Below are 14,094 nucleotides of genomic sequence, written 5' to 3'. Positions count from 1 at the left end.
CCGGAACGAGACCCGATCGTCACCGCGCGGCCCTAGAGTTTGTGTTCGACCCCGCGGCCCGTCGCGGGATCTCGGCCACCGTAGGGGGGTGGATGAGCGCGTTCGACGAGGCGACCGACCAGAGCTGGTACCAGTTCACGGACCGGCTCTCTGCGTGCGTGCGCCGTGAGCTGCACGACGGCGAGGAGTTCGATCTCACGCCGCTCGGTGCGGACGACGACCGTGGGCCCCTCATGCAGTTCGGGCTCCTGGACGGGATCGTCGATGCCGTCGTGCCGAGGCGCGCGGCGGGCGGATCGTCGTACGCGATCGACGAGGTGCAGGAGCGTGCCCTTGACGCGCTCGGGTGGGACAAGGACGACGACGACTACTTCTTCGCCGTCGAGCCCGACGACGGGGAGCAGCTCGCGGTCGCCGCCGTCGCGGTGCTCCGCGCGGTCCTCGGCGTCGAGCACCCGGCGCTTCTCGAGGTGCGAGGGGCCGAGTCCGCGGTGCAGGCGCTGACCGTCCCGATCCCCGTGCGTTCCGGTGCGAGCGTCGAGCCCGCCGAGGAGGACGAGGAGCCGCTCGCGGTCATGCCGCGCGATCGCGACCACCTCGCGGAGCTGGTCGACGACGCGCTCACGTCCGTCTTCGGGCACGCGCCGACCAAGAACGACGACGGCGACATCCCGGTGCGCACCGCTGCGGCCAGGATCTACGTCCGGGTGCCGGACGACGAGCCGGCGGTGGACCTGTTCGGCTCCGTCGTCCTCGACGTCCGCGACCGCGAGGCGGCCGCGCGTGAGGTCGGGATCCTCAACCGGGACACGCGATACGTCACCTTCGTCCTGCGTGGCGACCAGGTGACGGCCCGCGTGCACGTCCCCGCGAGCCCGTTCGTCCCGAGCCACCTGCGTGACCTGCTGTCCGTCACGCTCGACGTTGTCGCCGACGCGACGGACGACCTGGTCGCCCGCACGGGCGGACGTCGCGCCGTCGACGTGATCGACCTCGAGGCGGACCTGGTTGCCGACGCCGGTGCAGACGCCCCTGCCGACGCCCGCGAGGAGCAGGAGTCGGAGGAGGCGAGCGAGGACGGGCCCGGGCGGGTGCCGCTCGACCGTACGGAGGTCCGCGCCGTCGACGACGCCGAGGATCTCCGCCCGGAGCTCCTGACCCTGATCCAGCTCGACGCGGCGGGGGAGGGAGAGATCGAGCCCGAGGTGGCCGCGGCGATCTGCCACTACGACGTGGACCTCATCCTCGGCTTCCTGCGCGACTGCGAGAAGCAGAGCATCGCGTGGCACTCGTCGGCCGAGCGTGCCGAGTTCGCCGGTGATCCCGAGGAGGCCGAGGTCTGCCTCGACGAGGCGGCCGCGTGGCAGGTCACGAGCGCCCTCCTGCGCAGCGCGCTGCGCGTCGTCGTCGCGAGCGGGGTGCGGGCGCCCAAGCGACCCTCGCACCCGTCCGAGCAGACGGGCGGCTGAGGGAGCGGAGCCGCGTCGCTACTCCCGACCGCCCCACCACGCCGCGACCAGCGCGGCGATGCCCGCGAGGCCCGGGAGGACGAGCGTCGTGACCCCGAGCCAGAGCGGCACGATCGTGTCGTACGCCTCGCCGCCGAGCCCGGCGACGGTCAGGTTGACGACGGTCCCGACGACGAACAACGACGTGACGATCGCCCTGACCGCCCGCCCGCGGCGCGCCGACCAGATCGTGACGATCCAGCCGACGACGCCGAGGACGCCGATCACGACCAGGCTCCAGGCGATCGCGTCACGGTCGAGCGCGACGTCCGACGCCGGCCAGGCGGGGTACGCGTCGCGTACGTGGCTCTCGATCGTGCCGAAGTACGCGAGGTCCAGCAGCGGCAGGACGGTCGTCACGATCTGCAGCGCGAGACCGATCGCTGCGGCGTCGCGGACCTGCCTGTTGCGTGTGCTCGCTCCGCGGCGGGCGTTGCGGGTTGCCGTCGTCGACATGGGTCGACCTCCTTCATTCATACGGTGTAAGACTATGCGAGACTAAACATACGCTGTAAGAAGTTCAAGGGAGATTCGGATGGCTGCACGTCGGCGGCAAGGTGAGCGAGCGGGCCTGACCGCCGACCAGGTCCTGGACGCGGCGGTCGCGCTGGCCGAGCGCGACGGCGTCGAGAAGCTGTCGATGCGTCGCCTTGCGGCGGAGGTGGGGGTCGAGGCGATGACGATCTACCACTACGTGCCGAGCAAGGACGCCCTCCTCGACGGCATCGTCGAACGCGTCGTCGCGGAGGCGGTCCGGGTCCCGCCGGACGCTGCGGACTGGCAGGCCATGCTGGTCACCTACGCGTACGACCTGCGGGCATCGCTGCTCGCGCACCCCTCGGTCGTCCCGCTGCTCGCCACCCGACCAGCGGTGACCACGGCGACGGCGCGCATCGTGGAGGGGATCCTCGAGGCGCTCGGCCGCGCGGGTCTGGACCCCGTGAACGGCCTGCGTCTGGTGCACGCGCTGACCGCGCTCGTGATCGGGCAGCTGACCACTCAGGGCGACGGGTCCGACGCGGGCGACGATCTCGCCGTCGACCAGGAACGCTTCCCGCTGCTCAGCCAGGCCGTCGCTGGGGGAGCAGCCGATCCCGAGGCGCGCTTCGCGTTCGCGATCGAGGCGTTGGTCGCGGGAGCCGCGCCCGCCGCGGGGGACTGAGGTCGCTCAGCCCCGTCGGCTGCGCAGGTGCTCGCCGAGGTGCCCGACGTACACCTTGCCTGTCGCCCCGCTCGTGTCGTCGTAGAAGTACAGACGAGGGTTCGGACGCCCACCGCCGAGCTGGATCCGGACGTGCGGGCCGAAGAACGCACGCCCCTCCGGCGCGACTGCGGTCGGCACCGGGAACGTCCGGAGCTCCCGAAGCTCGCGGTTCTGTCGCGTGTACGCGGTCTCGGCGGTCGCGACGTGACGTTCGTTGAGGAGCTCGCTCGGCCGTCCGGCGACGAACGCGCGGAGGTTAGGGGCGCGGGTGCGACCGTCGGCTTTCGCAGCGGCGTACGCGTCGAGCGTCGTGAGCGCCGCCCACGTCCGTCGACGCCATCGTCCCGCCTTGGGATAGGTGTCGAGGATCGCCGAGCGCTCCCGAAGATCGTCGGCCAGCACCACATGAGCGAGCTCGGAGTCCGCGGCCTCGAGGAGCCTCGCGAACGTCGGGAAGTCACGCTCAGGCGCGGATGCCTCCGGCTGGTGAGGCACGTCGGGGTCGGCACCTCGTACGAGCCGCTCCGGCCCGGTGTCCTCACGCGGGGGAGCAGCCGTCGGTCGGTATTGGTGCTCGAGCGCGCGTATGTGCCGCCGGGCCTTGCGGAGGTCGCTCTCGAGCACGGCGATCCGTCCGCGTTCGCGCGCGAGCTCGGCCAGGAGCGCAGGATCGGGTGCGGCGTCGTCCTCGAGCTCGCCAGCGAGAGCCGAGCTCGTCCCGTGGACCGCCAGTGCCTCCTGGACGGTCGTCCCGACCTCGATCGCGCCGGCCGCGACGGCGAGCGACGCGGCACGGGGGTCGGTGCGCCCGGGCGTGAACTCGACGATGGTGCGGGCGGTCCGGTCCGGGGCGGTCGCGGCGACCACGGCGGACCCCGTACGAGGCAGGACCAGCCCGCGGTCGCCGACGACCGCCTGGACGACGTCGCGGACGCGTTCGGGGATGAGCAGGACGGGAACGACGCCACGGGCCGCCGCCGGCACCAGGCGTCGCGCGGCGGCCACCACCGGCGCCGAAGGATCGTCTGCCCCGACCAGCACGGCCAGCGACGGAAGGTCGGCGTTCCACCACTGCTCGATCACCGACACGGGGCCGCCGACCAGGTCGATCACCGCGACCGGGTCCGTGAGCGGCTGGCCGAACACCGTACGGAGCTCGTCGCGCGGGAGCCCCGCCGCCGCGACGACGTCATGCCCGAGCGGCCCGGCGCGGAGCGGCATCGTCGCGACGAAGACCGGGCGCATCTCGGGGGCCCGCTGGCCCTGCTCGAGGGGGAAGGGGAGCGTCAGCGCGCGATGGGTCTCGTCGAGCCGCACCCGCGCGACCGACTCGACGAAGCTGCCGAGGAACCGCGCACGGACGTGGCTCACCACCACGTCGTCGTCCGCGGCGACGCCCGGCTGCATGATCTGGTCGCGGTAGGCGTCCCAGGCGCGACGCGGCATGAGGACGACACCTCCGCCGAATCCCTGCACGTGTCTTCACTCCCTTCTCGTGGCCGCGGAGCGGACCGACCACGGTAGGTTGCATCGGGGTCTGGTGGGGCCGCGTTACGGGTCCGCGCGCGCACGATCGAGAAGTCATCACGCGCATGCCAACTTCGCGTCACAGGTGGATCACGTTCGCGGAAAGCCCCACGGTGGCAGAGATCCCGTGGCAGGCGATGCCGTCGTCCACAGCCGCGCTGGTCCCGCGCCGCTGGCCTGTGACGCACGTCGCACCCCGCCATACGTCATGGCGCCGCGCCGGACCCGTCCCTTCTTCGAGCGGCACGACGGAGTGCCGCCGGGGGAAGGAAGACAGCATGACCACCACACCGCACTACAAGCCCGGAGACGTCGCGAACGGCCACGTCCTCACGCAGGACGGCCAGTGGGTCCCGCTCGCCGGATCCGCGCCGCAGCCGCCGAACCCGTACGAGGCATCGCCGCGCGACCCGCGTCCCGAGCCCAAGAACGGCCTCGCCGTCGCCGCGCTCATCATCGGTGTCGTCGGCCTCGTCCTCGGCCTGATCCCGTTGACGGGGTGGCTGGCGATCATGGCGGGCTTCACGGCCGTCGTCCTCGGCTTCGTCGCGTGGCAGCGCAAGCGCAAGGGGCGTGCGACGGCTGGCAAGACGGCCCTCTCCGGCGTCGTGTCCGGCGCCCTTGCCATCGTCATGGGCGTGGTCGGGATGGTCATGTTCTTCAACGTCGTCGACGACGTCAGCGACGACCTCGACGACATCACCGACGAGCCCGAGGTCGTGACCGTCACCGAGGGTGAGGCGTTCACGTACGACGGCTTCCAGGCCGACGCCGGGTGGAAGATCCAGGAGGACGAGTTCGGCACGCCGACCATCACGTCCTTCCGGGTGACCAACGTCGACCACGAGGACGCCCTCGAAGGTGACGACGCCGAGGCCCCGATGTTCACGATCCGGCTCTACCGGGGCGATGAGAACGTCGGTGAGATCACCGCGACCGGCAACGAGATCGCAGCGGGCCAGTCCACGAAGATGGAGTCGTACTCGACGACCGAGGGCGGCTGGACCGGCTTCGACACCATCAAGGTCGACGAGATGTTCTGACCGGCACCCGCCGCTCGAGAGCCCGCCCGGGATGACCCAGGGCGGGCTCTGCGCGTCCCCCACTAGGGTGCGTCCATGCACGACAGCCCCCCGGCGGGGAGACGCCTGTGGACGTGGGTGGTTCTCCTCGGTCTCACCGGCCAGCTGGCCTGGACGGTCGAGAACATGTACCTCAACGTCTTCGTCTACGACACGATCACCGACTCCCCGACGGTCCTCGCGACCCTCGTCGCGTTCAGCGCCGTCGCGGCCACGGTCGCGACGCTGCTCGCGGGCGCGGCGTCGGACCGCAGCGGCCGGCGGCGTGAGCTCATCGCGGCCGGCTACGTCCTGTGGGGAGCGTGCACGGCGGGGTTCGGCCTGGTCAGCCTCGACACGGCGGCATCGCTGGCACCGGCGTTCGACGCCGTCACCGTCGCGGTGATCACGATCATCGTGCTCGACTGCGTGATGAGCGTGCTCGGCTCGGCGGCGAACGACGCCGCCTTCAACGCCTGGGTCACCGACTCGACGCATCCCGGCAACCGCGGGCGGGTCGACGGCGTGCTCGCCACGATGCCGCTCCTCGCGATGCTGCTCGTCTTCGGCGCGCTCGACCCGCTGACGAAGGACGGCGCGTGGCTGCTGTTCTTCTCGATCGTCGGCGGCGTCACCGCGGTGGTCGGGATCATCGCGTGGTTCGGTGTGCGCGAGCCGAGGCACCCCCGGGCGACGGACACCTACCTCGCGTCGGTCCTCCACGGACTGCGACCGAGCACCGTACGAGGCAACCCCCGGCTCTACCTGACGCTGGCGACCTGGGCGGTCCTCGGCACGAGCACGCAGGTCTTCCTGCCGTACCTGATCATCTACGTCCAGCGCTACCTCGAGATCGACAGCTACGCGGTCGTCCTCGCCGCGGTGCTGCTCGGAGCCGCCGTCGTCAGCATCCTCGGAGGGCGGGTCCTCGACCGGGTCGGGCCGTCGCGCGCGATCGTGCCGGTCGCCGCCGTGTACGCCGTCGGGCTGGTCCTGATGTTCTTCGCCCGCGGCCTGCTCCCCGTGATCGGCGCCGGCATCGTGATGATGTCGGGCTTCATGCTCGGCGTCGCGGCGATCTCCGCCACCGTCCGCAACCTCACGCCGGTGGACCGGGCCGGGCAGGTCCAAGGACTACGGATGATCTTCGCGATCCTGATCCCCATGGTGGTCGGACCGTTCATCGGCGCCGCGGTGATCGCGAGCGCCGACGAGACGTACGTCGACCTCGGCGTGGTCAAGCAGGTGCCGACGCCGTGGATCTTCCCGGCCGCTGTGCTGGTGGTGCTCCTCATCCTCGTCCCGGCAGCCCGGCTCCGTCGGCTCACGCCGGCCGATGCTCCCGTGAAGGTCACCTCGTGAGGACGCCGTGGGGCGAGACGCTGGACCCCGATGCCGTGCTGCCCGAGTACCCGCGACCCCAGCTGGTCCGCGACTCCTACCTCAACCTCAACGGCCGCTGGGAGTACGCCGTCACGGGCGCGACCGCTCCCGACGTACCGAGCCGGTGGGACGGCCAGATCCTCGTGCCGTTCTCGCCCGAAGCACCGTTGTCCGGAGTCGGGCGCACGCTGCAGCCGGACGAGGCGCTCTGGTACCGGCGTACTGTCACCCTGCCGGACGGCTTCGTCCGCGACCAGGTCCTGCTGCACTTCGGCGCCGTCGACCAGGACTGCGAGGTCTGGGTCAACGGCATCGCGGTCGGCGGACACCGGGGCGGCTACCTGCCGTTCGCCCTCGACATCACGCCGGCGCTCGAGGCGGACGGCTTCGACGGCGCCACGCACGAGGTCGTCGTCCGTGTCCGCGACGTCACCGACACCTCCTGGCGGAGCCGCGGCAAGCAGACGCTGCGCCCGGGAGGCATCTGGTACACGCCGCAGTCCGGGATCTGGCAGACCGTGTGGCTCGAGTCCGTCCCGCGGCGATGGATCGAGCGCCTGGTCCTCACCCCACGCCTGGCGACCGGCGCGGTCGAGGTGTGCGTGGTCGCGGCCGGCGGCGCCGACGCGGGGGAGGAGCTCGCCGAGGTCGTGGTCAGCGCCGGCGGGCACGAGGTGGTGCGACGTGACGTGCCGGTCGGTGTCCCGACGCGCGTGCCGCTGGGTCCCGGCGTACGCCCCTGGTCCCCGGACGACCCGTTCCTGTACGACGTCGCGGCGCGCCTCGGCGACGACCACGTCACCAGCTACGTCGGGATGCGCTCGTTCGGGATCGGACCCGACACCGCAGGGCGCACCCGCCTCCTGCTCAACGGCGAGCCGTACCTCCACGCGGGACTCCTCGACCAGGGCTACTGGCCCGACGGTCTGTACACCGCGCCGTCGGACGAGGCCCTCGTCCACGACATCCGCACGGCCAGGGAGCTCGGCTTCACGATGCTGCGCAAGCACATCAAGGTCGAGCCGCTGCGCTGGTACCACCACTGCGACCGCCTCGGCATGCTCGTCTGGCAGGACATGGTCAACGGCGGCCGGCCCTACCACGCGGCAGTGATCACGACGCCGGTCGTCGCTCCGGTCCGGCTGGACGACACGCGGCACCGGCTGTTCGGTCGGCAGGATGCCGAGGGGCGCGCCGAGTTCGCAGACGAGCTCGACCGGACGGTGGAACTGCTGCAGTCCGTCCCGAGCGTGGCCGTCTGGGTCCCGTTCAACGAGGGGTGGGGGCAGTTCGACGCTCGCCGCGTGGCCGACCGGGTCAAGCGCCTCGACCCGACCAGGGTGGTCGACCACGCCAGCGGCTGGCACGACCAGGGCGGCGGCGACCTCGCGAGCCGGCACGTCTACTTCCGGCCCTACCGGCTGTCGCGTGCAGACGCCGAGGACGCCCGTGCAGCCGTGCTGTCGGAGTACGGCGGCTACTCCCACCGCGTCCCCGGCCACGTGTGGAGCGAGAAGGAGTTCGGTTACCGCCGGTACGCCGACCGCGACGCGTTCGCGTACGCGTTCCTCCGCCTCCAGCACCACGAGATCGGCCGGGCGGTCGACGAGGGCCTTGCGGCGTTCGTCTACACCCAGCTCGCGGACGTCGAGGAGGAGACGAACGGTCTCATGACGTACGACCGTCGTGTGCTGAAGGTGGACGCCGACGCCGTGCGCACGTCCAACCAGCGGCTCCGGCAACGCCTCGCTCGGGCAGCAGGCGGGCCCGCCCTTCCGGTGCCGGTTCACGAGCGCGAGATCACGGCACCCGTCTCCCTGACGCGGCCGGACGGGCGTCTCAACCCCGACGCGGTCGGCTGGACCCGTACGCCGCAGGTCATCACCGACGGGATAGGCCGAGGTCGCGTCGGGCGCGGACGCAACAAGCGTTGGGAGTACTGGGCGGTGACGACGCCGACGCACATCGCGTCGCTGGTGGTCTCCGACATCGACTACGCGGCGGTGCACGGCATCTGGCTGCTCGACCGGGCGACGGGCGAGACGATCTCCCACGACGCGATCTGCGTGCTCGGGCGCAGCGCCACCCTGCCCGGCACGCTCGGCGCGGGCCCGGCGCGTGCTCGGACGAAGCAGGTGCAGATCGCCATCGACGAGGTCGAAGGAGGCACGCGCCTGCGGGCACGAGGGGAGCGCATCGCGCTCGACGTCCTCGCCCACCGGCCAGCCGGCCACGAGTGCTTGGGCGTCGTCGTGCCGTGGACCGACCGGCTCTTCCAGTACACCGTCAAGGACGTCGCTCGGCCGGCCACCGGGACGGTGAGCGTCGACGGCGTGGCGTACGTCGTCCCGGAGGGCGAGTCCTGGGCCACGCTGGACCACGGGCGCGGCCGCTGGCCGTACGCCGTCACCTGGAACTGGGGTGCCGGCTCCGGACGCACCGGTGGTCGGCCCATAGGGATCCAGGTCGGAGGCACGTGGACCGACGGGACGGGTTCGGTCGAGAACTCCCTGCTGGTCGACGGCCGTCTGTCGAAGATCAGCGAGGAGCTCGTCTGGAGCTACGACACCGACGACTGGATGGCGCCGTGGCGCGTCACCGGCGAGACGGTCGACCTCACGTTCACGCCCTTCCACGTGAAGGCGGCGGCGACGGACCTCAAGGTGTTCTCGTCGCGGACCCACCAGTGCTTCGGACACTGGTCCGGTGCGGTCCGCGACGAGGGAGGTGCGTGGATCCGCGTCGACGAGATCGTCGGCTGGGCGGAGGAGGTCCACAACCGCTGGTAGGACCGGTAGGTTCCCGCCATGGAGAACGCCGGGCGCGTGGTCGCCCTCAACCACGTCGGCATCAGCGTCGCGGACCTCGAGGCGGCACGCCGGTTCTGGAGTGAGGGCCTGGCCGCGGCCGAGCACGGCGCGTTCGGGTGGCCCGTCGGCACGGTGCCGGCGGACGAGTCGCTCGCGACCGAGGGGACCGCTGCGGAGGTGGTGCTCGTCCGCACGGACGCCGCGTTCATGGAGCTGTTCGCGTTCTCGTCACCGGCGCCCGCCCGACGGGAGCCGGGAGCGCCCGGGATCACGGGGCTCGTCTGGGCGACCGCCGACCCGGACGACACCCGCGCCCGTGCGATCGCCGCCGGCGGCACGTCGCTGGGGGAGCGCCGCGTGAGCTGCCCTGACGGGACGCCCGTCACGCTCGTGGCGGCCGCACCCGACACCCCGACCGGGCTCGTCGGCGTGCTCGTCCAGGTCGCCGACGCCGACGCGAACACCCTGCCCACGATCCCCGGCCCGGTCGAGGTCGAGGTCGCCGGCGGCGCGACCGCGGCACCCGCTCGCCCCGTGGACCTCGGGGTGAACCACCTGTGCCTGGACGTCGACGGGATCGACGTCGTACGCGAGGGTCTCGAGTCCGTGGGCTGGCACCACGACGTCACGGTGTCGAGCGGTGGCATCGCGGCCGTCTGCTACGGCACGACGGGAGACGGTGTGCTCGTCGAGCTTCTCGAGTCACGCAGCCCAGAGGCGTTCCTGTCGCGTACGCGGCTCACGCACCCGTAGAACGGCTCATCACCGTCGGCTACGGAGAGCTGCCCGGGGGCTCTGCCGAGGTCCGCTCCTTGTCCGTGGCGGCCTTGTCCGCGACTCCACCGATGCGGCTGATGACGCCGAGCAGCCAGGGCTCGGAGAAGCCGCCGACGAAGGCGTACGCGATCAGGCTCGTCGACCGCACGACGGTCTCGGTCGCATCGGACCCGGGCAGGATGATCACCTGCGACGAGAGCACCGCGTACACGAAGAGCCCGACGGCGAAGCCCACCGCCGGCTGCACCCACCACCAGGTCTGGAAGAAGAGGGCGTCGCGCAGCTTGCGCGTGTCGCGGATGCTGAGCGCCCCAGCGAGCGTCCCTCCGATCGCCCCGGCGAGCCCGCAGAGGAGGATGACGCCGTCGTCGTCGCTGATGACCAGCGCGACGACGGTCGCCACGACCACCAACGACGTCAGCATGTATCCGGCGTTGCGGAGGTAGCGTGCGCGGAGCGCGTGCCGTGCACGGGCGCGCGACCGGCCCCGCTGGTGCTCGAGGTGGTTGCCCAGAAGCCAGTCACGCTGCGCCGTCGCGGCGAGTCCCTCCGGTGCCGCCGGGTCGCTCGCCCGGGTGACCGCGTCGGCGATCGCCACCGTGCTCGCCGTGGTGATCCAGAGCGTCTGCAGCTCGTCGACCAGCATCCACGACTGCTCCTCGGACGGCGGGTTCTTCGGCGTCGCGGTCGTCAACCACGCGTGCTCGCGGCGGATCGCCCCCAGCCGAGCGTCGCGTGTCGTGGAGTCCGAGCCGTCTCCGGAGATGCCGGTCAGCGCCGTCAGCCGGTCGACCGCGCGCTCGAGGACCTTCCGCACCTCCGGATGGACGCGCGAGGTGCGCGCGGCCGGCTTGCGGTCGAGCACGGTGATGAGCGACCGCTTCATGAGCTCGACGTCGCCCGACGGTGACGGCGGGTTCAGCGGCCCCGGCGGATGGGTCACGCGACCGCCTCCTCTCGCCTCACGCCGCCGCTGCCGCGAGCGCGACCCCGGCCGCCAGCAGCTCCTCGCGCACCGGCTGCGGGACGTCCTCGCCCCGCGCGCTCACCACGACGGCCCAGACCGGTCCCGCGAACCCCGGCCCCGGTCGTACGAGGGTGGCCGCGCACGAGACCCCGTCGCGGAACTCGCCGTGCTCCACGACCACCGCCGACGGGGCGAGCGAGGCGAGGGCGGCGTCGAGCGTCTCGAGGTCGGTCCGGGTGTGCGCGGTGAACGGGCGAAGGCCGACCTCGGCGAGGTACGCGCGCCTCTCGCGTGCCGGGAAGGACACGAGCAGCGCCTGCCCGAGGGCGGTCGCGTGCGCGGAGACGGCGAGGCCGCGCTCGAACTCCTCCAGGTACGGCGACAGCGGCCCCTCAACGCAGTCGGCGACCACGACCTCACCGCCGCTGATCCGGCCGAGGTACGAGCTGTAGCCGGTCCGCGCCGTGAGCGTCCGCAGCACGTCGTGCGCCGCGCGAGGCTCGCCGAGTCCGGCCAGCCGGTCGTAGAACCGGCGCGCCACCTCCGGTCCCGCGACGTACGTCCCGTCCTCCAAGCGCTCGAGGTATCCCTCGTACGCGAGGGTGCGCGCCAGGTGGTACGTCGTCGAGAGGTTGAGCCCGCAGCGTCGGGCGATCGCCTTGACCGGCAGACGTGGGTGCGCGCCGACGGTCTCGAGCACGCGCAGCGCTCTCGCCACGCTCTGCACGAAGTCCTCGGGACGACCGGACGACACCTCGTTCATGGGGGCTCCTCGACCCGAATCTAGACCCGCCGGCCCCCGTCGTACGAGGGATTGATCCACCCGCCCGCCCGTTTCGCCATGCGAAATCCCGCCCGCGCCAGACGCCTACCGACGTGCGTGGCGCCGCGCGACGATGGCCGCGTACCGGGAGGGACCATGGCCGAGACGGTCGACACGACGATCCGCGACGCCCTGCGCGCCGTGTACGACCCGTGCTGTCGCGAGAAGGGCATCTCCGTGGTCGACATGGGGCTGCTCCACCGCGCCGAGGTCGAGGACGGGGTCGCCCGCGTCGAGCTGCTGCTCACGTCGGGCTGGTGCCCCTTCGCCACCACAGTCCTCTCCGAGGCGGAGTCCGCCGTCCGCGCCCTGCCCGGCGTCACCGACGCGTCGGTCGAGGTCGTGTGGTCGCAGGCGTGGACCCCTGAGCGGCTCAGCGCCGGCGCGCGCGAGCGGTTGCGGTTCCTCCCGGACCCGGCGGCGGTCGGCGACCCCGCGGCGTACGTCCGCGACAAGACACCAGCAGGAGGTTCGTGATGATCGGTGACGCGTTCGTGTTCGACGGGGTCGCCCACCCGTTCAACTTCGAGGCCGACAACGCCCGCGGTCCGGCCGGCCAGATGTTCTCCAACCACCTGTACGCGTTCCACACCGTGCTCACCCCCGAGGGCCAGCCGCTCATGTCGGCCGACGAGTTCCTGCACAGGTGGACGCCCGAGGAGATCCACCAGATGGTGTACGAGAACTCGGACACCGACATGCTCGTCGCGATGCCGCTCCCGCTCACCGACCTCTACAAGGACGGGCTCTCGCCGTGGACCGAGTGCGCCAAGATGGCCGAGCGCGACCCCGACCGCACCGTCATGTGGGGCACCGTCAACCCGCTCGAGGGACAACGGGCGCTCGACGAGGTCACGCGGCAGGTCGAGGAGTTCGGGGCGAAGGCCTTCAAGTTCTACAACGTCCGCTACGAGGACGGCGGTCAGGTGCCCTGGCGGATGGACGATCCCGGGGTCGCCTTCCCGGTGTTCGAGCGGATGCAGGAGCTCGGGGTGAACCTCGTCGGCGTGCACAAGGGCGTCCCGCTCGGCCCGCAGATGATCGAGCACACGCAGACCTGGGACATGGACGGGGCCGCCGACGCCTTCCCGGACATCAACTTCGTGATCTACCACGTCGGGCTGCCGTTCCTCGACGAGACGTGCTGGCAGCTGATCCGCTTCCCGAACCTGTACGCGTCGCTGGCGGCCACGATCAACTTCGTGGTCCGCGCGCCTCGCCAGTTCGCGGAGATCCTCGGCAAGCTGCTGTTCTGGTGCGGCGAGGACAAGATCGTCTACGGCAGCGAGGCGCCGATCTGGCAGCCGCAGTGGGCGCTGCAGGCGTTCTGGGACTTCGAGATCCCGCAGGACCTCGTCGAGGGGTACGGCTATCCGCCGCTGACCGAGCAGGCGAAGCGCAAGATCCTGGGCGAGAACCTGCTCCGGCTGCACGGCATGGACGTCGAGGAGACGGTGGCGCGGCTCGGTCGCCCTGCGGCGTGAAGGTCCACCCACTGGACTCGCGCTTGAACGAGTCGATGGTGCGACGAACGGTGGAGGGGATCTGACCGCCACGGAAGGAGAGCTCGTGCTCACCCTCACCGAGAACGCCAGCGACATCGTCACGACCCTCGTCAACAAGCAGGTCCCGTCCGAGAACGGAGGCCTCCGCATCAGCGGACCGAATGACGGTGGGTTCGCCATCGCCGCCGTGCTCACCGGCGAGCCGGGGGACACGCTCGTCGAGGACGGGGAGGCGAAGGTCTACCTCGAGGAGACGGCCTCGCAGCTGCTCGACGACAAGATCCTCGACGCCCAGGTCACTCCCGACGGGGACGTGCAGTTCCAGCTCGCGCCGCAGCCGCCGCGCTAGCTGTGATGTCCAGCCAGGTTGTTCAACCTGGTGATGGGTGCGGCTTTGCCGAGTGCTGAGTGGGGCCGGTGGTGGTTGTACTCGTGGAGCCATGCTGGCAGGGCGGCGAGGCGGGCTGATTCGGAGTTGTAGAACTTCTTGAAGGCCCAGCCCTCGGCCAGGGTGCGGTGGAAGCGCTCT

The 14,094-nt window shown here is 71.5% G+C and carries 14 protein-coding genes; 9 read left to right on the top strand and 5 right to left on the bottom strand.

The window, feature by feature from the left end:
* The first annotated feature begins 92 nt into the window (after positions 1–92).
* Positions 93–1,469: a T3SS (YopN, CesT) and YbjN peptide-binding chaperone 1 gene (locus tag ACQSSQ_RS18030; protein ID WP_431328503.1), complete on the top strand. Its 1,377-nt coding sequence runs from the start codon at positions 93–95 to the stop codon at positions 1,467–1,469.
* A gap of 18 nt (positions 1,470–1,487) precedes the next feature.
* On the opposite strand, the gene ACQSSQ_RS18025 is transcribed toward ACQSSQ_RS18030, so the two are convergent.
* A complete protein-coding gene (locus ACQSSQ_RS18025) occupies positions 1,488–1,964 on the bottom strand; it encodes a hypothetical protein (protein ID WP_431328502.1) in 477 nt (158 codons plus the stop codon).
* 79 nt (positions 1,965–2,043) lie between these two features.
* Between ACQSSQ_RS18025 and ACQSSQ_RS18020 the strand changes: the two genes are divergently transcribed.
* The gene (locus ACQSSQ_RS18020) at positions 2,044–2,670 is read left to right on the top strand and encodes a TetR/AcrR family transcriptional regulator C-terminal domain-containing protein (protein ID WP_431328501.1); all 627 of its coding nucleotides are present in this window, start codon (positions 2,044–2,046) and stop codon (positions 2,668–2,670) included.
* A gap of 6 nt (positions 2,671–2,676) precedes the next feature.
* Here ACQSSQ_RS18020 and ACQSSQ_RS18015 read toward each other — a convergent pair whose 3' ends face one another.
* A complete protein-coding gene (locus ACQSSQ_RS18015) occupies positions 2,677–4,158 on the bottom strand; it encodes a hypothetical protein (protein ID WP_431328500.1) in 1,482 nt (493 codons plus the stop codon).
* Between the two features lie 359 nt (positions 4,159–4,517).
* On the opposite strand from ACQSSQ_RS18015, the gene ACQSSQ_RS18010 reads away from it, so the two are divergent.
* The 4 genes from ACQSSQ_RS18010 (at position 4,518) to ACQSSQ_RS17995 (ending at position 10,246) form a co-directional block, all read left to right on the top strand.
* On the top strand, positions 4,518–5,282 hold the full coding sequence (locus ACQSSQ_RS18010) for a DUF4190 domain-containing protein (RefSeq protein WP_431328499.1): 765 nt from the start codon (positions 4,518–4,520) through the stop codon (positions 5,280–5,282).
* Positions 5,283–5,357: 75 nt separating this feature from the next.
* Positions 5,358–6,662 (top strand): MFS transporter, encoded by a 1,305-nt coding sequence (locus ACQSSQ_RS18005; protein ID WP_431328498.1) that lies wholly within the window; start codon positions 5,358–5,360, stop codon positions 6,660–6,662.
* Positions 6,659–9,472, top strand: a complete 2,814-nt coding sequence (locus ACQSSQ_RS18000; protein ID WP_431328497.1) for a DUF2804 family protein — start codon at positions 6,659–6,661, stop codon at positions 9,470–9,472. The genes ACQSSQ_RS18005 and ACQSSQ_RS18000 overlap by 4 nt, the downstream gene beginning before the upstream one ends.
* Positions 9,473–9,490: 18 nt before the next feature.
* Positions 9,491–10,246, top strand: coding sequence for a VOC family protein (locus tag ACQSSQ_RS17995; protein WP_431328496.1), 756 nt, complete (start codon positions 9,491–9,493; stop codon positions 10,244–10,246).
* A 19-nt stretch (positions 10,247–10,265) separates the two neighbouring features.
* Here ACQSSQ_RS17995 and ACQSSQ_RS17990 read toward each other — a convergent pair whose 3' ends face one another.
* Positions 10,266–11,213 carry a hypothetical protein gene (locus ACQSSQ_RS17990; RefSeq protein ID WP_431328495.1) on the bottom strand — a complete coding sequence of 316 codons (948 nt, stop codon included), beginning with the start codon at positions 11,211–11,213 and terminating at the stop codon, positions 10,266–10,268.
* Between the two features lie 19 nt (positions 11,214–11,232).
* Positions 11,233–12,000, bottom strand: coding sequence for an IclR family transcriptional regulator (locus ACQSSQ_RS17985; RefSeq protein ID WP_431328494.1), 768 nt, complete (start codon positions 11,998–12,000; stop codon positions 11,233–11,235).
* Positions 12,001–12,156: 156 nt separating this feature from the next.
* Between ACQSSQ_RS17985 and ACQSSQ_RS17980 the strand changes: the two genes are divergently transcribed.
* The 3 genes from ACQSSQ_RS17980 to ACQSSQ_RS17970 all read left to right on the top strand — a co-directional run bounded on the left by ACQSSQ_RS17980 (position 12,157) and on the right by ACQSSQ_RS17970 (position 13,914).
* Positions 12,157–12,537 carry a metal-sulfur cluster assembly factor gene (locus tag ACQSSQ_RS17980; RefSeq protein WP_431328493.1) on the top strand — a complete coding sequence of 127 codons (381 nt, stop codon included), beginning with the start codon at positions 12,157–12,159 and terminating at the stop codon, positions 12,535–12,537.
* A complete protein-coding gene (locus ACQSSQ_RS17975; protein ID WP_431328492.1) occupies positions 12,537–13,544 on the top strand; it encodes an amidohydrolase family protein in 1,008 nt (335 codons plus the stop codon). Before ACQSSQ_RS17980 ends, ACQSSQ_RS17975 begins: the two co-directional genes overlap by 1 nt.
* An 85-nt stretch (positions 13,545–13,629) precedes the next feature.
* The gene (locus ACQSSQ_RS17970) at positions 13,630–13,914 is read left to right on the top strand and encodes a Fe-S cluster assembly protein HesB (RefSeq protein ID WP_431328491.1); all 285 of its coding nucleotides are present in this window, start codon (positions 13,630–13,632) and stop codon (positions 13,912–13,914) included.
* Here the strand turns inward: ACQSSQ_RS17970 and ACQSSQ_RS17965 are convergent.
* On the bottom strand, positions 13,911–14,094 hold a 184-nt coding region (locus ACQSSQ_RS17965), incomplete at its 5' end, for an integrase core domain-containing protein (protein ID WP_431328490.1). The two genes, ACQSSQ_RS17970 and ACQSSQ_RS17965, sit on opposite strands and share 4 nt — an antisense overlap.

The organism is Mumia spirodelae (assembly GCF_050632745.1).
In the GTDB taxonomy this organism is placed as follows: domain Bacteria; phylum Actinomycetota; class Actinomycetes; order Propionibacteriales; family Nocardioidaceae; genus Mumia.
Note: the sequence above shows the minus strand (reverse complement) of the source record. Positions and strands in the feature narration are given on the sequence as shown.

What these genes read in the sequence shown, in the direction of transcription:
- ACQSSQ_RS18010 (WP_431328499.1), top strand. Translation starts at nt 4,518, where the DNA reads ATGACCACCACACCGCACTACAAGCCCGGAGACGTCGCGAACGGCCAC.
- ACQSSQ_RS17980 (WP_431328493.1), top strand. Translation starts at nt 12,157, where the DNA reads ATGGCCGAGACGGTCGACACGACGATCCGCGACGCCCTGCGCGCCGTG.
- ACQSSQ_RS18005 (WP_431328498.1), top strand. Translation starts at nt 5,358, where the DNA reads ATGCACGACAGCCCCCCGGCGGGGAGACGCCTGTGGACGTGGGTGGTT.
- ACQSSQ_RS18025 (WP_431328502.1), bottom strand. Translation starts at nt 1,964, where the DNA reads ATGTCGACGACGGCAACCCGCAACGCCCGCCGCGGAGCGAGCACACGC.
- ACQSSQ_RS18030 (WP_431328503.1), top strand. Translation starts at nt 93, where the DNA reads ATGAGCGCGTTCGACGAGGCGACCGACCAGAGCTGGTACCAGTTCACG.
- ACQSSQ_RS18015 (WP_431328500.1), bottom strand. Translation starts at nt 4,158, where the DNA reads ATGCCGCGTCGCGCCTGGGACGCCTACCGCGACCAGATCATGCAGCCG.
- ACQSSQ_RS17985 (WP_431328494.1), bottom strand. Translation starts at nt 12,000, where the DNA reads ATGAACGAGGTGTCGTCCGGTCGTCCCGAGGACTTCGTGCAGAGCGTG.
- ACQSSQ_RS17975 (WP_431328492.1), top strand. Translation starts at nt 12,537, where the DNA reads ATGATCGGTGACGCGTTCGTGTTCGACGGGGTCGCCCACCCGTTCAAC.
- ACQSSQ_RS18020 (WP_431328501.1), top strand. Translation starts at nt 2,044, where the DNA reads ATGGCTGCACGTCGGCGGCAAGGTGAGCGAGCGGGCCTGACCGCCGAC.
- ACQSSQ_RS17995 (WP_431328496.1), top strand. Translation starts at nt 9,491, where the DNA reads ATGGAGAACGCCGGGCGCGTGGTCGCCCTCAACCACGTCGGCATCAGC.